16 protein-coding genes and 1 tRNA gene are annotated in these 18,408 nt (G+C 69.4%); 12 read left to right on the top strand and 5 right to left on the bottom strand.

Going from position 1 to position 18,408, the window contains the following annotated elements; all coding sequences use genetic code 11:
• Positions 1-39: 39 nt before the first annotated feature.
• The 7 genes from eno to OG589_RS32275 all read left to right on the top strand — a co-directional run bounded on the left by eno (position 40) and on the right by OG589_RS32275 (position 7,278).
• Entirely contained in the window at positions 40-1,317 is a 1,278-nt protein-coding gene (gene eno, locus OG589_RS32305; RefSeq protein WP_405141810.1) for a phosphopyruvate hydratase, read from the top strand.
• 57 nt (positions 1,318-1,374) lie between these two features.
• Complete coding sequence (locus tag OG589_RS32300; RefSeq protein WP_405141808.1) at positions 1,375-1,791, top strand: septum formation initiator family protein; 417 nt, start codon at positions 1,375-1,377, stop codon at positions 1,789-1,791.
• Between the two features lie 83 nt (positions 1,792-1,874).
• A complete protein-coding gene (locus OG589_RS32295; RefSeq protein WP_405152174.1) occupies positions 1,875-2,558 on the top strand; it encodes a DUF501 domain-containing protein in 684 nt (227 codons plus the stop codon).
• 43 nt (positions 2,559-2,601) lie between these two features.
• Entirely contained in the window at positions 2,602-3,645 is a 1,044-nt protein-coding gene (locus OG589_RS32290) for an exopolyphosphatase (RefSeq protein WP_405141806.1), read from the top strand.
• Between the two features lie 959 nt (positions 3,646-4,604).
• Complete coding sequence (locus OG589_RS32285) at positions 4,605-5,399, top strand: uracil-DNA glycosylase (RefSeq protein ID WP_405141804.1); 795 nt, start codon at positions 4,605-4,607, stop codon at positions 5,397-5,399.
• Between the two features lie 236 nt (positions 5,400-5,635).
• Positions 5,636-6,976 carry an NAD(P)/FAD-dependent oxidoreductase gene (locus tag OG589_RS32280; RefSeq protein WP_405141803.1) on the top strand — a complete coding sequence of 447 codons (1,341 nt, stop codon included), beginning with the start codon at positions 5,636-5,638 and terminating at the stop codon, positions 6,974-6,976.
• 229 nt (positions 6,977-7,205) lie between these two features.
• A tRNA-Leu gene (locus OG589_RS32275) sits at positions 7,206-7,278 on the top strand.
• Positions 7,279-7,405: 127 nt separating this feature from the next.
• On the opposite strand, the gene OG589_RS32270 is transcribed toward OG589_RS32275, so the two are convergent.
• Complete coding sequence (locus OG589_RS32270) at positions 7,406-8,251, bottom strand: helix-turn-helix domain-containing protein (protein WP_405141801.1); 846 nt, start codon at positions 8,249-8,251, stop codon at positions 7,406-7,408.
• A gap of 100 nt (positions 8,252-8,351) precedes the next feature.
• Here OG589_RS32270 and OG589_RS32265 point away from each other — a divergent pair, with 100 nt between their 5' ends.
• The 4 genes from OG589_RS32265 (at position 8,352) to OG589_RS32250 (ending at position 11,533) form a co-directional block, all read left to right on the top strand.
• A complete protein-coding gene (locus tag OG589_RS32265) occupies positions 8,352-9,320 on the top strand; it encodes an LLM class flavin-dependent oxidoreductase (protein ID WP_405141799.1) in 969 nt (322 codons plus the stop codon).
• Positions 9,321-9,824: 504 nt separating this feature from the next.
• Positions 9,825-10,613 (top strand): Bax inhibitor-1/YccA family protein, encoded by a 789-nt coding sequence (locus tag OG589_RS32260; RefSeq protein WP_405141797.1) that lies wholly within the window; start codon positions 9,825-9,827, stop codon positions 10,611-10,613.
• Between the two features lie 196 nt (positions 10,614-10,809).
• Positions 10,810-11,043 (top strand): DUF4287 domain-containing protein, encoded by a 234-nt coding sequence (locus OG589_RS32255; protein WP_358551373.1) that lies wholly within the window; start codon positions 10,810-10,812, stop codon positions 11,041-11,043.
• A 79-nt stretch (positions 11,044-11,122) separates the two neighbouring features.
• Positions 11,123-11,533: a PPOX class F420-dependent oxidoreductase gene (locus tag OG589_RS32250; RefSeq protein WP_405141796.1), complete on the top strand. Its 411-nt coding sequence runs from the start codon at positions 11,123-11,125 to the stop codon at positions 11,531-11,533.
• On the opposite strand, the gene OG589_RS32245 is transcribed toward OG589_RS32250, so the two are convergent.
• The 3 genes from OG589_RS32245 to OG589_RS32235 all read right to left on the bottom strand — a co-directional run bounded on the left by OG589_RS32245 (position 11,530) and on the right by OG589_RS32235 (position 15,335).
• A complete protein-coding gene (locus OG589_RS32245; RefSeq protein ID WP_405141794.1) occupies positions 11,530-12,750 on the bottom strand; it encodes an acetyl-CoA C-acetyltransferase in 1,221 nt (406 codons plus the stop codon). The genes OG589_RS32250 and OG589_RS32245 overlap by 4 nt on opposite strands.
• 167 nt (positions 12,751-12,917) lie before the next feature.
• Positions 12,918-14,285 carry a hypothetical protein gene (locus OG589_RS32240; RefSeq protein WP_405141792.1) on the bottom strand — a complete coding sequence of 456 codons (1,368 nt, stop codon included), beginning with the start codon at positions 14,283-14,285 and terminating at the stop codon, positions 12,918-12,920.
• A gap of 51 nt (positions 14,286-14,336) precedes the next feature.
• Positions 14,337-15,335, bottom strand: coding sequence for an SGNH/GDSL hydrolase family protein (locus OG589_RS32235; protein ID WP_405141791.1), 999 nt, complete (start codon positions 15,333-15,335; stop codon positions 14,337-14,339).
• Positions 15,336-15,621: 286 nt separating this feature from the next.
• Here OG589_RS32235 and OG589_RS32230 point away from each other — a divergent pair, with 286 nt between their 5' ends.
• On the top strand, positions 15,622-17,001 hold the full coding sequence (locus tag OG589_RS32230) for a cystathionine beta-synthase (RefSeq protein WP_405141789.1): 1,380 nt from the start codon (positions 15,622-15,624) through the stop codon (positions 16,999-17,001).
• Positions 17,002-17,161: 160 nt separating this feature from the next.
• Here the strand turns inward: OG589_RS32230 and OG589_RS32225 are convergent, their stop codons facing one another.
• Positions 17,162-18,322 (bottom strand): sensor histidine kinase, encoded by a 1,161-nt coding sequence (locus OG589_RS32225; protein WP_405141787.1) that lies wholly within the window; start codon positions 18,320-18,322, stop codon positions 17,162-17,164.
• Positions 18,323-18,408: the final 86 nt, after the last annotated feature.

The following is an 18,408-nucleotide window of genomic DNA, read 5'->3' as shown; positions in this document are numbered from 1 at the left end:
GGGGGCCCGTCCCCGGGCTGACAGATCTAGGAGCGCTTCGTGGCTGCCATCGAGGCCGTTACCGCCCGCGAGATTCTCGACTCCCGTGGGAACCCCACGGTTGAGGTAGAAATCCTGCTCGACGACTACAGCACCGGCCGCGCGGCGGTCCCGAGCGGTGCGTCCACCGGCCAGTTCGAGGCCGTGGAGCTGCGTGACGGCGACGAGCGCTATGGCGGCAAGGGCGTCCAGAAGGCCGTTCTCAACGTTACGGACGAGATCGCCGACGAGATCATCGGCTTCGACGCCGAGGAGCAGCGGCTGGTCGACCAGACCATGATCGACCTCGACGGCACGCCCAACAAGGGCAGGCTCGGCGCGAACGCCATCCTCGGCGTTTCCCTGGCCCTGGCCAAGGCGGCGGCCGACAGCGCCGACCTGCCGCTGTTCCGCTACGTCGGCGGGCCCAACGCCCACGTGCTGCCCGTGCCGATGATGAACATCCTCAACGGTGGCGCCCACGCCGACAGCAACGTCGACATCCAGGAGTTCATGATCGCTCCGATCGGCGCCGAGACCTTCTCCGACGCCGTGCGCATGGGCACCGAGACCTACCACGCGCTGAAGGGCGTGCTCAAGGAGAAGGGCTACGCCACCGGCCTCGGCGACGAGGGTGGGTTCGCCCCCAACCTGCCGAGCAACCGCGACGCGCTCGACCTGATCCTCGTCGCCATCGAGAAGGCCGGCTACGTCCCCGGTGAGGACATCGCGCTGGCGCTCGACGTGGCCGCGAGCGAGTTCCACTCCGGCGGCGTCTACACCCTCGACGGCAAGGGCCACAGCGCAGGCGAGCTGATCTCCTTCTACGAGGACCTCGTCCGCTCCTACCCCCTGGTCTCCATCGAGGACCCGCTCGACGAGGAGGACTGGGAGGGCTGGAAGGCCCTCACCGCCAGCCTCGGCGGCAAGGTGCAGATCGTGGGCGACGACCTGTTCGTCACCAACCCCGAGCGCCTGGAGCGCGGCATCCGCGAGGGCGCCGCGAACGCGCTGCTGGTGAAGGTCAACCAGATCGGCACGCTGTCCGAGACCCTCGACGCCGTCGACCTGGCGCACCGCAACGGCTACCGCTGCATGATGAGCCACCGCTCCGGCGAGACCGAGGACACCACGATCGCCGACCTCGCCGTGGCCACCAACTGCGGCCAGATCAAGACCGGCGCCCCCGCGCGGTCCGACCGCGTCGCCAAGTACAACCAGCTGCTCCGCATCGAGGAGCTGCTCGACGATGTCGCCCGCTACGCGGGTCGCGGAGCTTTTCCGCGTTTCCGGGGCTAGTTTTCTCCGTACGGCTTGCGCACTTTTGCGCGCAAGCCGTACGGACCTGGGAGGATCATGAAGAAACGACCGCAGCTGACGGGGCGCGCCGCGATCCTCGCGGTGGTCGTGTGCGCGATCGCCATGAGCCTTGCCTATCCTGTGCGGGAGTACGTCGCACAGCGACGCCAGATCGCCCAACTGGAGAAGCAGCAGGCTCAGGCGCTCAAGGACCTTCAGGAGCTCGGAGAGCGCAGCAAGCGGCTCGACGACCCCGCGTACATCAGGCAGCAGGCCAGGGCCCGGCTGCACTACTGCGGCGCCGGAGAGAAGTGCTACGTCGTGCTCGACCTTTCCAAGAAGGCCAAGCAGCCCAAGGCGGGGGCGCAGCCCCAGGCCAAGGCCCCGTGGTACCAGACGCTCTGGGAGTCGATCGAGGCGGCCGACCGCGGCACCGGCCAGCGAATCGAAGCGGGCCGCACGCCGGCTCCGTGACGTCTTCGCCGGTTGGGTGACGGTTTTCAGGGGAGTTGATGATGGTGGAACCGGCGAGCGTGGCCGGGGTTGATCCGGTGGACATGGCCGGGGTTGATCCGGCGAGCGTGGCCCGGGTTGATCAGGCCGACGTGGCCGCGGTGGAGCGGCAGCTCGGCCGGGCGCCCAGGGGGTTGCGGGCCGTGGCCCACCGGTGCCCGTGCGGGCTGCCCGACGTCGTGGAGACGGCTCCGAGGCTCCCCGACGGCTCGCCGTTCCCGACCCTGTACTACCTGACGTGCCCGAAGGCGGCCTCCGCGATCGGCACGCTGGAGTCCTCCGGGCTGATGAAGCGGATGCAGGCCAGGCTCGCGGAGGAGCCCGACCTGGCCGAGGCGTACGCCAGCGCCCACGAGGACTACGTCTCGCGGCGGGACAAGGTCGCCTCGGAGGAGGGGCTGGAGCCGCTGCCCCGCGACATGCAGAGCGCGGGTGGCATGCCGAACCGCGTGAAGTGCCTGCACGCGCTGGTGGGGCACGAGCTCGCCGTGCCGGGGAGCAATCCCCTGGGCCGTGAGGCTCTCGACGCGCTGCCCGAATGGTGGTGCGACGGGCCTTGCGTGGAGCCGGCCGCCGGCTCGGGCGCCCATGGTGGCGCCGAGGCCCTTTCGGGTGGCGCGGAGGTTCTTGCGGGTGGCGCCGAGGTCCTCTCGGGTGGCGCCGAGGCCCTTTCGGGTGGTGCGGAGCTCCTTTCCGGTGGCGCCGAGGTTCCAGAGGAGGACGTGTGACGAGGGACCTTCGGAGAACGCCGGTGGTCGCGAGGATGGGCTCATGACGCGCGTGGCGGCGATCGACTGCGGTACGAACTCCGTGCGCCTCCTCATTGCCGACATTTCTGGAAATGGGCTGTCCGAGGTCGAGCGCCGGATGGAGATCGTCCGCCTGGGCCAGGACGTCGACAGAACAGGGCTGCTCGCGCCCGAGGCGCTGGAACGCACGTTCACCGCGATGCGGGGCTACGCCAAGCTGATCAGGGAGCACGGCGCCTCCCGGGTGCGCGTGGTGGCCACCAGTGCCACCCGCGACGCCGCGAACCGCGCCGACTTCGTCGACGGGGTCCGCGAGATCTTCGGCGTCGAGCCCGAGGTGATCACCGGGTCAGAGGAGGCGCACCTTTCGTTCCTGGGCGCCACCACCGGGCTCACCGGCGTCGAGACCCCGGTCGTGGTCGTCGACATCGGCGGCGGGTCCACCGAGTTCGTGCTCGGCTCCGCCGACGTGGAGAGCGCGATCTCCGTCGACATCGGCTGCGTGCGCCTGACCGAGCGCCACCTGTCGTCCAGCGCGACCTCACAGGCCGTGGCGGCGGCCGGCGCTGAGGCAGAGGCGGGGGCCGGCGCGGAGGCTGTGGCGGGGGCTGGCGCGGAGGCTGTGGCGGGGGCTGGCGCGGAGGCTGTGGCGGGGGCTGGCGCGGAGGCTGTGGCGGCGGCGGGCGCTGACATCGAGGCCGCCCTTGATCGGGTGTCCGCCCAGGTGCCGGTGGAGCGGGCGCGCACCATCATCGGCCTGGCAGGGTCGGTGACCACGGTCGCCGGCATCGCCCTCGACCTGCCCGCCTACGACCCGGAGCGCATCCACGGATCGAGGATCCCGGCCGCGCAGGTGCACCAGGTCTCCCAGCGGTTGCTCGCCATGACCCACGACGAGCGGGCCGCCATCCCCGTCATGCACCCTGGCCGGGTGGACGTCATCGGTGCCGGGGCGCTCATCCTCGACCGCATCCTCAGCCGGTACGGCTTCGCCGAAGTGGTCGTCAGCGAACACGACATCCTCGACGGCATCGCGTACAGCCTGTCCCCAGGCGGGACGCTGTAAGCCTCGTAGACCTTGACCGGGCCTGGTGACTTTGGCGTGCACTGGGGTGGGTGGGATGGATTTTGCGCCCTCCCGGCACCCGGGTGACGGGTGAACCGTGTGCTGCCCACCCAGGCCGTGGCGTTCCCCGGCGGCGGGGAGAGCGGAGCGCTGCGCACGGGCCTGGGGGTTCTTCGGGGTGTCGTGGAGATGCCTCCCGGGTCTGGGGAGTCCAGTGATTGGGTGGGCAGCACTCGGCTCACCCGTCAATTGGGTGCCGGGTGGGATTCGTCCTTGGTGGGGGCAGCGCTTGGCTTACCCGTCAGTTTGGGTGCCGGGTGGGATTTTCGTCCTGGGTGGGGGCGCTTATCCGTGCCGTGCGCGGTAGCGATCGCGTAGTAGGGCGATCTCGGCTCTGTGGTGGGGCAGTTCCTGGTTGACCCACCAGACGGACCATGACTCTGAAGCAGGCGGTGACGCCGAAGAGATCCACGACATTGGCGGGCAGGAGCGCTGCGCAGGGGCCTGGGGGTTCTTCGGGGTGTCGTGGAGATGCCTCCCGGGTCTGGGGAGTCCAGTGATTGGGTGGGCAGCACTCGGCTCACCCGTCAGTTGGGTGCCGGGAGGGATTCGTCCTTGGTGGGGGCAGCGCTTGGCTCACCCGTCAGTTGGGTGCCGGGTGGGATTCGTCCTGGGTGGGGGCAGCGCTTGGCTCACCCGTCAGTTGGGTGCCGGGTGGGATTCGTCCTGGGTGGGGGCGCTTATCCGTGCCGTGATCCGAGTGCTGCCCACCCGAACAGTTGGACTCCCCAGACGGCACGGAGAGCCAGGGGAACTTGATGGTGACGTTCTGAGCGACGAGCGCTTCGTCTCGGCCTTCTTGAGCGCGGCCTCGCACCGGCATCCTCGGCGATGGGGATCCTTTCAGATCAATGTCCAGGTGTCCCGGGCACCGGGTTGGGGCTGGCACGATCGGTGGTATGAGTTTCGTTCCCCCTGGTAGCGGATGGCCGGAGGATCCCGCGGACCCCGGCACTCCGGTGGCGCACACCCCCGACGAGGTTCGTGAGCTCGCCCGATCGAGCCGCACTCTCGCCGAGCTCACCGCCAGGCAGTCGGTGTGCCGGGCGTGTCCTCGTCTGGTGGAGTGGCGCGAGGGGGTCGCGGACGTCAAGCGGCGCGCGTTCATCGACGAGACGTACTGGGGCAGGCCCATCGCCGGCTGGGGCGACGAAAAACCGCGCGTTCTTCTCGTAGGGCTCGCGCCCGCCGCGCACGGGGGTAACCGTACCGGCCGGATCTTCACCGGCGACCGCAGCGGCGACTGGCTGTTCGCGTCGCTGCATCGCACCGGGCTGGCGGCCCTTCCGACCAGCACGCACGCGGGTGACGGCCAGCGATTGCTCGGCGCGCGCATGGTCGCGGCCGTACGCTGCGCGCCACCGGCGAACAAGCCGGCCATCGAGGAGCGCGCCACGTGCTTTCCCTGGCTGGCCAGGGAGCTGGAGCTGGTCGCCGACCCGCTTCGCGTCATCGTCGCCCTGGGAGGGTACGCCTGGCAGGCGGTCTGGCCGGCGCTGCGGGAGGCGGGGTACACCCTGCCCAGGAGCAGGCCGCCGTTCGGCCACGGGGCCGAGGTGGAGATCTCGTACGGCTCGTCGCCGGTCCGCCTGCTGGGCTGTTACCACCCGAGCCAGCAGAACACGTTCACCGGCCGGGTCACCGAGCCGATGCTCGACGCGATCTTCGCACGCGCGGCAGAGCTGGCCGGCTGAACCACCCCCAGCCAATGCTGGAGCTGAAGCACCCCCCAGCCAGTGCTGGAGCTGAATCGCGGTCCTCAGCCAGTGGTGCAGTGAAGTCCATCACTAGACGAAAATTTCGGGAGTCTTTCCTGGGGAATCCCCCCTCAAGATGCACCAGTCCGAAAATATCCACATAGTTGCCAACAAGGGGATTGGCGTTGATACCCCTTCGTGACGTAGCCTTGTGAATGGTTTCACAAGCGACCATGCCACGAAGGGGCACTCAGGTGGACCAGAAGGCCAAGCACATCCTCATCGTCGGCGGAGGGTACGTCGGTCTCTACACAGGACTCCGGCTTCAGCGCTCTCTGCGCCGCGAGCTGAAGTCCGGAAGCGTCCGGATCACGGTCATCGACCCGCAGTCCTACATGACCTACCAGCCCTTCCTTCCCGAGGCCGCGGCGGGCAACCTGTCCCCGCGTCACGTCGTCACGCCGCTGCGCCGGGTGCTGTCCAAGGTCCGGATCCTCAACGGCAAGGTCACCAAGGTCCATCACGCCGACAGGTCCGTGACGTTCCAGCCCGCCTCCGGGCCGAGCGAGGAGATCGGGTACGACGTCATCGTCATGGCGGCCGGCTCCATCTCGCGCACGCTGCCCATCCCGGGGCTCGCGGACGCCGCGATCGGGTTCAAGACGGTCGGCGAGGCCATCGCGCTCCGCAACCGCGTTCTCGCCCTCTTCGACCGGGCGGACTCCACCGACGACGAGCAGGTGCGCCGGCGGGCGCTCAACTTCGTCGTGGTCGGCGCCGGTTTCGCGGGCGTCGAGGCCCTGGCCGAGCTTGAGGACATGGGCAGGGACGCGGTGAAGTACTACGACACCCTCAGCGAGAAGGACCTCCGCTGGGTGCTCGTCGAGGCCAGCGACCGCATCCTTCCCGAGGTCGGCCCCGAGATGGGCAAGTGGACCCTGGAGGAGCTGCGCAAGCGGGGCATCGAGGTCAAGATGCAGACCCTTCTGAAGTCCTGCGAGGGTGGCCACGTGGTGCTCTCGGACGGAGACACCTTCGAGTCGGCCACGATCGTGTGGACGGCCGGGGTCAAGGCCAGCCCGGTGGTCAACGCGGGCGATCTGCCGCTCGACGAGCGGGGCCGCATCAAGACCACCAACAAGCTCACCGTCGCCGGCGTCAAGGGCGCCTTCTCGGCCGGTGACGTCGCGGGCGTGCCGGACGTGACCAATCCCGGACAGTACTGCGCGCCCAACGCGCAGCACGCCGTGCGGCAGGCCAAGGTGCTCGCCGACAACATCGTCCGCCACCTGCAGGGACGTCCCCTGGTCGAGTACCGGCACAAGTACGCGGGGTCGGTCGCGGGGCTCGGCCTGCACAAGGGCGTGGCGAACGTCTACGGTGTCAAGCTTCACGGATTCCCTGCGTGGTTCATGCACCGCACCTACCATCTGTCCCGGGTGCCTACGTTGAACCGCAAGGTCCGCGTGGTGGCCGACTGGACGCTCGCCCTCTTCTTCAAGCGGGAGACCGTCTCACTCGGTGAGATCGAGTCCCCCCGCGACGAGTTCAAGGCGGCGGCCGCCACAGGCTGACGGGTTAGGTACGGCTCGCGCCGCAATGCCGGGGCGCGGGCCGTACTGTTCTCTTAAGGCCTAACAGGGGTGACGTGGTGAATTTGGGCTACTTGAGCGGTCTGTTGTTCATTGCCCGAGTCACGGGGGCGCGTGACGTATACCGTTATCTTGCGCACTACGGAAGGAAGAGCAGAGACGTGGGCTCTGACCCGTTACGCAAGTGTGGTCCGTTACGTATGATTACGGCGCCCCCGTAGCCCAATGGCAGAGGCAAACCCCTTAAAAGGGTTCCAGTGTGGGTTCGAGTCCCACCGGGGGCACCCCTGCCGACTATATGAAACGCCCCGCTGGCAGTAACGCACTCGCACACCTATATCCTTGTCGGTTCGCCTCCGGTCGCGAAGGTTTATCGCCACGGCCCCGATCGGGTCAAGCGGCGGGCTCGCTTCACCGCTTACGCGAATCGTTACCATTCCGTGCCGCATTACCCTCGTCGCCTGACCGCCGGACGCCTTCCCCCGCTTCAGCGGTCTCGGCGTACGAGGCCAGCGTGGACGCCGTGTCCTGATCCGCCGGGAGGAAGGCCTCCAGCTTCAGCTCCGCGAGCGTGACGTCCACGGCGGTGGCGAAGGTCGTGACGGTGGTGATCAGGCGCATCTCGCCTCCCTCCGACCGCAGGCGCAGCGGCACCGCGAACCCGAGGTGGCCCGCGCCAACGAGCGGCTGCGGCACGTACTCCCGCAGTTCCGCGTGCAGGTCCGCCAGCCGGTCGTCGGGATCGCGCAGGGAGTCCTGGTGGAGCCGTTCGAGGATGTGCGCGGCCCACTCCGCGAAGTTGAGGATCCGGGGCGCCATGCCGCGCGGGTGCAGGGCCAGCCGGTAGGCGTTCGCCGGCCGTGCGAGCAGCTCGGGCGCGACGCCTTCGCAGAGCACTCCGAAGGCGGCGTTGGCGGCCACCAGGTAGCCGTGCCGGTCGACGACGATCGCCGGGTAGGGCAGGTGGCCGGTGAGGATGTGGTCCAGCGCGGTGCGCACCGGGGCGAGCGCGGGATCGTCGAGGCTCGTCTCCGGATACACCGGGGCGTACCCGGCCGCCAGCAGCAGGCCGTTGCGCTCCCGCAGCGGCAGCTCCAGCGACTCCGCCAGCCGTACGATCATGCCGCGGCCCGGCGCCGACCGGCCGCTCTCCATGAAGCTGATGTGCCTCTGGGTCGTGCCCGCGCGGATCGCGAGCTCCAGCTGGCTGAGATGGCGCCGGTTCCTGCGCTTGCGCAGCGCCTGAGGGAAGTCCACGCCCCAGTTGTAGTGCCATTTCGCGGCACGTGGCGATTCCGTGCAGGGAATTGCCGCCATTCACCGGCGGCCCGCACGCTGTCCGGCATGGATGACGACAATGGATGAGGACATTCGCCTGGGCGTCCTGCTGCCGACGGGACAGGGCCAGTGGGGCGAGGGCACGGATCCCCGCCGGTTGGTCGACTTCGCGGTCCGGGCCGAGGAACTCGGTTATGCCTCCGTGTGGGCCAACGACTCGCTGCTCCAGCCGCGCGTCGAGGCGCTGACCATGCTCGCCGCCGTCAGCTCGGTGACCGAGCGTGTCACGATCGGCACCGCCGCGCTGATGCCGGTGCTGCGCCGTCCGGTGCAGGCCGCCCAGGCGCTCGCGTCCCTGGACCTCCTGTCGGGCGGGCGGCTGGCCGTGGCGGTGGGCGCGGGCTTCCCCGGGCGCTTCGGCAGGCCGCTGTACGAGCTGTCCGAGGTGCCGTGGGAACGGCGCTTCGCCCGCCTGGACGACACCGTCGCGCTCTGGCGCCATATCTGGACGACCAGGACCGCGAGTTCGTACCAGGGCCCGGTGCTGCGCTTCGACGAGCTGCCGCCGGGAACGGCGCCGTACCGGGCGGGCGGCCCGCCCATCTGGCTCGGTGGCGCCACCCCGGCGGCGCTCGCCCGTACGGGCCGGCTGTACGACGGGTGGCTGCCCTATCCGCCCGACGCAGCCGACTACGGGTCCGGCCTGGCCGACGTGCGCGGGGCCGCCGCCGGCGCGGGACGGGCACCGGGCGCGGTCACCCCGGCGCTGTTCGCCACGATCCTGATCACCGAGGACGTGGCGGCCGGTCGCCGCGCGCTGGACGCCTACAGCAGGGCGAACTACGGCCTGCCGCTGGAGGTCGCGGAGACGATCCAGACCATGATCGCGGGACCGTACGAGCACGTGGCGGAGCGCCTGGGCCGCTATGTCGACGCGGGGGCACGTCACATCGTCTGCCGGATCGGCGCGCTCGACCTCTCCTCGCAACTGGACCAGTTAGGGCGGGTCATCGGGCTTCAGGAGTCGTTGAAAGTTAAACGGCCATGAATGCCGGGCTGGCCCGGCGAATCCTTGCGATTCCACACCGCTCTTTGGAGGCCAGGGACGGGGGCAAAGCGGCGGCGGGCGGCGGCCGCCATTCGGCCGGCTCTGCTAAAGCAGCGGTAATGGGGCCAGGCCGGTAACGGTCTCCAGGGCTCGCAGAAAGGGTTTACTTCTCGACACCCACGATAAAATCCTCCTCTCCGCTGGGTTATCGGCCAGGACAGAACCCGGCTCGCCGCCATCGCACGTCGCAGGCCGCCCCCCCGGCTCCTGACCCGCCGCCCTCGGCGGGAGGTGATCGAAACGGGATCCGAGGGGCCGGAACTCGGGTGCGTGCCTGGTCGTTGTATCCGTTGCCGCTGGATCTCGGTATGCCGGGGTCTGGCGGTGACATACGGCAGGGGCCATCCTGACCGCCAGAACAGATGTAAAAGCTATGTGCTACAGGCGGCACTCCCTGTGCGGCTCGACCGAACAGGCTGATCGCAGGTCGCAGTGGAGGCAGTGATGCAGAGCAGGAACCCGGTCCTGAACAAACTGGGGCAGAACAATCGTCAGACCTGGGGCGGTCCCGCGGCGAGCCCCGAGTATTTGCAGAACATGTACAACGCCCCGTCGTACGCTCCCCCCACCGCGACGCGGCCCATGACCATCGACGACGTCGTCGTACGCGGGTTCATCACGCTCGGCACCCTCGTGGTGACCGCCGCTATCGCGTGGTACCTCAACTTCAGCGTGGCGATCGCCCTCCCCGCGGTGATCGTGGGCCTGGTGCTCGGCCTGGTCATCTCGTTCAAGCAGAGCACGAACCCCGCGCTGATCCTCGGCTACTCCGTCGCCTACGGCCTCGCCGTCGGGGTGATCAGCAGGACGTACAACGACGTGTACTCCGGCATCGTCTTCCAGGCGGTGCTCGGCACGATGGTGGCGTTCGCGGGCGTGCTGTCGGTGTACGCGCTCAAGATCTTCCGGCCGACGCCGAAGTTCACCAAGTTCGTCGTCGCCGCCGGCATCGCCGCGGTCGGGCTGATGGTTCTCAACATGCTCGTCGGCATCTTCACCTCCGGCGGCCTCGGCCTTCGCACCGACAGCCCCATCGGCTGGATCTTCAGCGTGGCGATGATCCTGCTCGGCTGCTTCTTCCTGCTGCTCGACTTCGACGCGGTGGAGCAGGGTGTGCGGGCCGGCGTCCCCGAGAAGTACTCCTGGCTGATGGCCTTCGGCCTCACGGTGAGCCTCGTCTGGCTCTACCTGGAGATCCTCCGGTTCATCAGCTTCTTCTTCAACAACGACTAGATCCTCTGGCAGAGGATCGCCCGGCGGGTTTCGGCCGGCCGTTTCTCTTTGGCATGGCCATGGAACCGTTGGGTAAGCCCACACACAGCGACTAATGATCTACCTCGTGTAAGAGAAGGCTGGCCATTGGGGGCTTGCCATCACGGGGCTGGTGATGCAGTGTCAAGCAAAAGAGGCTTCACTCATGGAGGTGCCCATGTCGTTGAACCACTCACCGGAGACGCAGAACAAGCTGATTGCCAGGGTTCCGGACATCACCGGACGCGCACTCCCAGAGTGGTTCCAAGCCATCGACAACGGCCCGGCTTTCCTACGGTGTGACGAACGGGCCAACTGGCTCGCGGACGAGCACGGGCTGACCCACGGCTACGCCGCGGCGATCGTGATCGAGCACGAGCGGCAGCGCCGTTCCCGCATGGGCTTCATGTAAGCCCCTGCCTGCCTAGCGCGCCCACGCCATCGCATGGCGTGGGCGCGACTCCGTTCCGGGCATGGATCATCATGGAGACATGGATCTCGACAAGGCCCGTGACTTCATCAGGAACAACCACCGTGCGGTGATGGTGACCACGCACGCCGACGGCCGCGCGCAGACCTCACCGGTCACCGTCGGCCTGGACGCCGACGGCCGTGCGATCGTCAGCACCCGTGAGACCGCCGCCAAGACCCGCAACCTCCGCGGCAACCCCGCCGTCACGCTGTGCGTGATGACCGACGCCTTCTTCGGCGACTGGATCCAGGTGGAGGGGACCGCCGAGATCGTGTCCCTCCCCGAGGCGATGGAGCCCCTGGTCGAGTACTACCGGGGCATCGCCGGCGAGCACCCCGACTGGGACGACTACCGTGCGGCCATGACCCGGGACCGGCGCGTGATCGCCCGCATCGAGCTCACGCGCGCCGGCCCCGACGTCCACGGCTAGTTCAGGCGCTCAAGCACCATGGCCATGCCCTGGCCCCCGCCGACGCACATCGTCTCCAGGCCGATCGCCTTGTCGTGGAAGCGCAGGCCGTTGATCAGGGTGGAGGTGATGCGGGCGCCCGTCATGCCGAACGGGTGCCCGACGGCGATGGCGCCCCCGTTGACGTTGAGCCGGTCGATGTCGATGCCGAGCTCCTGGTACGACGGGATGACCTGGGCGGCGAACGCCTCGTTGATCTCGACGAGGTCGACGTCGCTGATCGACATGCCCGCCCGGCTCAGCGCCTGGCGGGACGCCTCCACCGGTCCGAGGCCCATGATCTCGGGGGACAGGCCCGTGACGCCGGTCGACACGATGCGGGCCAGCGGCGTGATGCCCAGCTCGGCCGCCTTCACGTCGCTCATCACGATCACCGCGGCGCCGCCGTCGTTGAGCGGGCAGCAGTTGCCCGCCGTGACCGTGCCGTCGGGCCGGAACACCGGCTTGAGCTGGGAGACGGCCTCGTAGGTGGTGCCGGGCCTCGGCCCGTCGTCCTTGCTCACCACGGTGCCGTCCGGCAGGGTCACCGGCGTGATGTCCTGCTCCCAGAAGCCGTTGGCCAGGGCCTTCTCCGCGAGGTTCTGCGAGCGGACGCCGAACTCGTCCTGCTCCCCGCGGCTGACGCCGCGGATGCCGGCGACGTTCTCGGCGGTCTGGCCCATGGCGATGTAGACGTCGGGGAGCTGGCCGTCCTGACGTGGGTCGTGCCATTCGGGGCCGCCGCCCTGGGCGCCGGCGTCGGTGCGGGTCTTGGCGTCCAGGAACAGGGGGTTGGTGGTGTCGGGCAGCGAGTCGGAGCTGCCCTTGGCGAAGCGGGAGACGGTCTCGACCCCCGCCGAGATGAACACGTCCCCCTCGCCCGCCTTGATGGCGTGGAACGCCATGCGGGTGGTCTGCAGCGACGAGGAGCAGTAGCGGGTGACCGTGGTGCCGGGGACGCGGTCGAGACCGAGCAGTACGGACACCACGCGGGCCATGTTGAAGCCCTGCTCGCCGCCCGGCAGGCCGCAGCCCAGCATCAGGTCGTCGACGTCGTTGGGATCGAGCTGAGGGACCTTGTCCAGCGCGGCCTTGATCATCTGAGCGGTCAGGTCGTCGGGACGGATGTCCTTGAGCGACCCCTTGAAGGCTCGGCCGATCGGCGAACGTGCGGTCGCGACGATTACTGCCTCGGGCATTTGGCTCTCCTGGGTTCGTGGCAGGGCTCCCTTCAGCGGAGGTTACCGTGCGGTAGCGCGGATGCCACGCCCCGGGGCACCAAGAAACAGAACTATGTACGGCAAGCAGCAGAAAGGCCCCGTGATCGGATCACGGGGCCCTGAACGGCGGGTATCCGGAGCCGGCGTCAGCCGTACATGCCGGGAGCGGTGCCGGTGGTGTCCCTGGTGGCGTGCAGGGCGCCCTTCTCGTCACGCCAGAGGCGCCAGCCGTCCTGGCTGCCGGTGAACCACGCGGGCGGAGCCCCCGCGGGGCCGGGCACGCGCTTGCCGGTCGCCAGGTCGAACTCGCACAGGGAGGCCACGGAGTAGAAGCCCTGGGGCAACCCGGCGAGCGGCAGCGGCTTGGGGTCGGTGACGCAGAACGACCAGCCGCGCTGGTCCTTCACCGGGGTGGGCTGCCCGGAGGGCAGGTCGAACGCGGAGCCCGAACCGTTGGGCTTGAGGAAGTCGAGCCTGCCCATGTCCTTGGGGAACGCGAGCCACCAGCCGGTGCCCGGCACCTGACCGGCGGCGATCTGGCCGATCACGCGGCCGGAGCCGGGATCGAGCCGGGCGAAGCCGCCGTACTGGCCCTGCTCGTCGATGGGCCGCACCACGGGCGCGAAGCCGGGGCTGCCGCTCGGGTAGACGCGTACGACCGAGGGGCGCAGCCAGTTGACGGTGCCGTTCGAGAGCTTGACCGAGAAGAGGCCGAAGGCCGAGGTCCTGTTCTTCTTGGGGTTGGTGTACGGGGCGACGTAGCCGACGAGGTTCTCCCCGGAGGTGCCGAAGGCCCAGCCGCCCGACAGGTCGATGCCGGTGCTGAGTGCCTGCTCGACCGGAAGCTGCCAGACCGGCGCCCCGGTCTTCAGGTCGTGGGCGGAAAGGACGGGGTGCCTGGCCATGCGGAGCATGACGACCCTGGACTGATCGGACCACTCCACCTCGCTGATGCCGGGAAGTGTCCACAGGAGCTTGCCGGTGAGCGGGTCGAGCACGACCATGCGGGCCGAGGCCAGCGCGGTGTTCTCCGACATGCACAGGTACGGGCCGCACCGCTGCGGGCCGAAGGTCGACTGGACGGGCCTGGACCACTTCTTCTGGCCGGTGCGCGCGTCGCGGACGATCAGCGTGGCGTTCCACCTGCCGCGCTTTGCCGGGTCGACGGCGGCGACGACCGCCTGGCCCTGGCCGGTCTCGACCGCGGCGGGCGGCTGCACGCCCATGCCGGGCAGGCGCCCGGCGATCGTCGCTGGATGGGCCCACAGCCTCCTGCCGCGGGCGAGGTCGAGGGCGGCGGTCTCCAGCGTGCCGTCCGGCTTCAGCGAGGTCACGGCGGCCACACCGGCCGCCACGGTGGCGCGGCTGACGGCGTTCACCTCGCCGTTGAGCCAGGTCGGATGGGTCTCCTCGATGGCCGCCTTGCTGCTGGAGCAACCAGCCAGGGCGAGGACCCCGGCAAGGGCCCCGGCAAGGCGCAGAGCCGGTTTCGCTAAAGGCCGGATCACGGGCATTCCACTCCAATGCGGGCAGTGTGACGACTGCGTCGCGGAGGGTGACCGGGTTCAGGCGCTGCGAGGCATCGTCCCTGGCCGGCGGCGAAGTATCGTGGCCCACCTTCCTTGGGGGCCGGTCGCTCGGCCGGCGACGCGGGTCGCGGTGACCTCGGTGCCGGACTCCTCCGCGGCGATGGCCGCCGCGAGGTAAATCGATTGCGATCCCTCGCCACGCTCGGGTGCGAGCTCGGGCCACAACCCCAACGCGGCGCATACAGAAGGTAGCACTACGTAAGCGGACCGTTGGTAACCTCGCGCAGATGGGTGATATCGATCGGGTCCGAACATTTCGCCCGGATATGAGGCGAATTCCGGGCCGAGGATGTCCGCGAACGCGACCGTGCGACCGCCCTCCTCGATCACCGCGACCGTCTGGGCCGCGGCGAGCTGGCGGCTCCACCGCCGCGTGACCCAGCGCAGCGGCTGGCCGATCGGCCTGATCGTGCCGAGGTCGGGGCACGTGCCCACGACGACCTCCGCGCCCGCCTCGCGGAGCCTCCGCACCGCCTTCTGCAGGTGCCGTACGGCCTCGGCCGGCTTGGTCTGGGTGGTGACGTCGTTGGCGCCCACGAAGATCACGGCGATGTCGGGCTCCGTCCTGAGCGCCCGGTCCACCTGCAGGGTGAGGTCGGCGGACACCGCGCCGGACCTGCCGAAGACGTCCAGCCGCACGGGGCGCTCGGCGATGGCGGCCAGGCCGTTGGCCAGCAGCACGGCGGGCGTCGTGGACGGGTCGGTCATGCCGAGCCCCACGGAGGTCGAGTCGCCGAGCATGACCAGCTTGATGGGCTCGACCGGCACGTCACCGTGGCTCGGCCACTCCCCGTAGATGCCGTCGGAGGCCGGCCCCTCCATGCCGTGCGGGCGGCCGACGATCCTTCGTGCGAGCATCGCCTCGGCCATCAGCAGGCCGTACACGGCCGCTCCGAGGGCGGTGACGCCCCCGCTGCCCAGGGCGGCCGCGGTCGCGATACGGCGGGCTGCCCGTGCGGTTCCCGGCGTCCACATCACTGCCGTTGTCCTTCCTGATCCCTGTACCTTCGTCGTGGTTGCCCGTTGTGGTTTCAGTGGTCATATGCGCTGGCTTGTAGCTGTTTTCATGGTCTGATCATGGTCTTGACACTATGATCGCGGCCGTTCCGATTCGTGATGGCGCGACTCGCGGACGCCTGTCCCTTGGGTTGGTAGTCGTGACGGTACGGTGAGGAGTTGAACCCGCCGGACACCAGATCACCCATCGGATATCCGGCATCGGCAAGCTGACAAAGCTTCGGCAAATGAGGTGTTATTCCCGGTGCGCGTACACGACTCGCTCATCGAGCTCATGGGCGACACCCCGCTCGTACGGCTCCGCAAGGTCACGGCCGGCGTATCCGCGCAGGTATTGGCGAAGGTCGAGTACTTCAACCCGGGCGGCTCGGTGAAGGACCGCATCGCGCTGCGCATGGTCGAGGCGGCCGAGCGGTCAGGAGAGCTGCGTCCCGGCGGCACGATCGTGGAGCCCACGTCGGGCAACACCGGCATCGGGCTGGCGATCGTCGCCCAGGACAGGGGCTACCGCTGCCTGTTCGTCGTGCCGGACAAGGTGGCGCAGGACAAGATCGCGGTGCTCAGGGCGTACGGCGCCGAGGTCGTCGTCTGCCCGACGGCGGTCTCGCCCGACCACCCGGAGTCCTACTACTCGGTCTCCGACCGGCTGGCGCGCGAGATCCCGAACGCCTGGAAGCCCGACCAGTACTCCAACCCGGAGAACCCCGCCAGCCACTACCACTCGACGGGGCCCGAGATCTGGGACCAGACCGACGGGCGGATCACCCACTTCGTCGCGGGGGTGGGCACCGGCGGCACGATCAGCGGCACCGGCCGCTACCTCAAGGACGTCTCGGGGGGCCGGGTCCAGGTCATCGGCGCCGACCCCGAAGGCTCGGTCTACTCCGGCGGCTCCGGGCGGCCGTACCTGGTGGAGGGCGTCGGCGAGGACATCTGGCCCGCCACCTACGACACCACGGTGGCCGACCGCATCATCGCGGTCTCCGACAAGGACTCCTTCGGGATGACCCGGCGCCTGGCGCGCGAGGAGGCCCTGCTCGTCGGGGGTTCCTGCGGCATGGCGGTCGTGGCGGCGCTGAAGGTGGCGGCCGAGGCCGGGCCCGACGCCATCGTGGTCGTCCTGTTGCCGGACGGCGGGCGCGGCTACCTTTCCAAGATCTTCAACGACGACTGGATGGCCGACTACGGCTTCCTGACGTCCTCGAGCGACGAAGGGCTGGTCGGCGACGTCCTCGGCCGCAAGTCGCCCGGGCTGCCGGAGTTCGTGCACACGCATCCGCACGAGTCGGTCAGCACGGCGATCGCCATCATGCGCGAGTACAGCGTGTCGCAGCTCCCCGTCATGAAGGAAGAGCCCCCGGTCATGGCGGCCGAGGTGGTCGGCTCGATCGTCGAGCGCGACCTGCTGGAGGCCCTCTACCGGGGCAAGCTGCGGGGGGAGGACCCGATCGCGGAGCACATGTCGGCGCCGCTCCCCATGATCGGCTCGGGCGAGCCCGTCTCGGTGGCCATCGAGGCGCTGGAGAAGGCCGACGCCACGGTGGTCCTCGACGACGGCAAGCCGATCGGCCTGATCACCAGGCAGGACCTGCTCGCCTTCCTCGCGAGCGGAGCGAGCGCCTGAACGAACACAGCCTCGCGAGCGGAGCGAGCGCTTAGACAAACACAGCGCTCAGACGAACACCTCGCGAGCGCGGCGAGCGCCTGAAGAACACACAGCCTGTGGACAACTTGTGAAGAGCTGAGACCGGGTGCGGGGCCGAGGGAGGGCACGGCACCCGGGCTCAGAGGCGGGCCGGCTCGTGGCCTGCGGGGAACCACGCGCGGACCTCCCAGGCCCCCTCGGGGGTGGGGCCCGCGACGAGGTTCCCGCCGAGGGCCTTGACCCGCTCGGCCATGCCCACCAGGCCGAACCCGCCGCCCAGCCGGGCGACGCGCGGGTCGGAGGGCGATCTGTGGTTGCGGACGCACAGCAGCACCCCCCGTTCGGCAGGCCCCAGCTCGGCCCGCACCCAGCCGGTGCCGGGCGCGTGCCGCCGTACGTTCGTCAGGGACTCCTGCAGGACGCGGTGCAGGGTGGTGAGCACCTCGGGCGCCAGCGCGGACTCGCTGAGGCCCTGACGGACGTCGAAGTCCACCTGGGGGCCGCCCGCTGAGAACCTCTCGACGAGCACCCGCAGGTCGGTGAGCGTGGTGCCGGGGTTGCGGGACGCGTCGTCGTCGGCCCTGAGCACCCCGACCAGGCGGCGCATGGAGGTCAGCGCGTCCGTTCCGGCGTTGGCGATCGCTTCGAGCGAGGGCACGACGGCCTCGGGCTTCTGCGCGGCCACGGTTCTCGCCGCCTGCGCCTGGACCACGATGCCGGTGATGTGGTGGGCGACCAGGTCGTGCAGCTCCCTGGCGAGCTCCAGGCGTTCGGCCCTCCGGACGGCGTTCACCGTCTCCAGGCGGTGTTCTCGCTGGTAGCGAAGGTAGCTGCCGATGCCCATCGCCACCGCCCAGGCGACGAAGAACAGGAAGCCGAAGCCGACGGCCGAGGTCTTCTGGGTGCGCAGGCCGGCGGACAGTTCGAGGGTGACCATCGCGAGCACCGAGAGCAGCACGGCGAACCTGAGCGGCGTGACCCAGCGCAGCGCCCCCACGGTGAGCAGCAGCAGCGCTCCGGCGTCGGCGAAGCCGGGGGAGCCCGTCCAGTGGAAGACGCCGGTGAACAGCGACACTCCGGCGGACATCCCCATGAGCAGGACCATGCCCTGGACACGGAACCGCTCGCGCAGCAGGTACGCCCCGATGCCGATGAGCCCGCACAACGGCGCCGTGAACTGCGCCCGGCCCATCGCGACCGCGATCGCCGTGTCGCCGAGGAGGACCAGCCCGAGCCAGCCGACCAGCGCGATCTCGCTGAGCCGCCGGATCCAGTACACGAGCCGATGGGTTTCCCTCACGGTCGTCGAGGGTAATCGGAGCACCGCGGCACAGGATCGGCCATTCGGCCGACCCCCACCGCCGGACGGACGCTCAGGCCGTGTGT

This window comes from Sphaerisporangium sp. NBC_01403 (assembly GCF_045040145.1).
Classification (GTDB): domain Bacteria; phylum Actinomycetota; class Actinomycetes; order Streptosporangiales; family Streptosporangiaceae; genus Sphaerisporangium; species Sphaerisporangium viridialbum.
The sequence above is the reverse complement of the archived record's forward strand: the minus strand, read 5'-3'. Positions and strand labels throughout refer to the sequence as shown.

Excerpts from the sequence above, each read along its gene's own strand:
- OG589_RS32280 (WP_405141803.1), top strand. The coding sequence starts at position 5,636 with ATGCCACGAAGGGGCACTCAGGTGGACCAGAAGGCCAAGCACATCCTC.
- OG589_RS32260 (WP_405141797.1), top strand. The coding sequence starts at position 9,825 with ATGCAGAGCAGGAACCCGGTCCTGAACAAACTGGGGCAGAACAATCGT.
- OG589_RS32295 (WP_405152174.1), top strand. The coding sequence starts at position 1,875 with ATGGCCGGGGTTGATCCGGCGAGCGTGGCCCGGGTTGATCAGGCCGAC.
- OG589_RS32240 (WP_405141792.1), bottom strand. The coding sequence starts at position 14,285 with ATGCCCGTGATCCGGCCTTTAGCGAAACCGGCTCTGCGCCTTGCCGGG.
- OG589_RS32255 (WP_358551373.1), top strand. The coding sequence starts at position 10,810 with ATGTCGTTGAACCACTCACCGGAGACGCAGAACAAGCTGATTGCCAGG.
- OG589_RS32245 (WP_405141794.1), bottom strand. The coding sequence starts at position 12,750 with ATGCCCGAGGCAGTAATCGTCGCGACCGCACGTTCGCCGATCGGCCGA.
- OG589_RS32265 (WP_405141799.1), top strand. The coding sequence starts at position 8,352 with ATGGATGAGGACATTCGCCTGGGCGTCCTGCTGCCGACGGGACAGGGC.
- OG589_RS32235 (WP_405141791.1), bottom strand. The coding sequence starts at position 15,335 with ATGTGGACGCCGGGAACCGCACGGGCAGCCCGCCGTATCGCGACCGCG.
- OG589_RS32290 (WP_405141806.1), top strand. The coding sequence starts at position 2,602 with ATGACGCGCGTGGCGGCGATCGACTGCGGTACGAACTCCGTGCGCCTC.
- OG589_RS32300 (WP_405141808.1), top strand. The coding sequence starts at position 1,375 with ATGAAGAAACGACCGCAGCTGACGGGGCGCGCCGCGATCCTCGCGGTG.
- OG589_RS32285 (WP_405141804.1), top strand. The coding sequence starts at position 4,605 with ATGAGTTTCGTTCCCCCTGGTAGCGGATGGCCGGAGGATCCCGCGGAC.
- OG589_RS32250 (WP_405141796.1), top strand. The coding sequence starts at position 11,123 with ATGGATCTCGACAAGGCCCGTGACTTCATCAGGAACAACCACCGTGCG.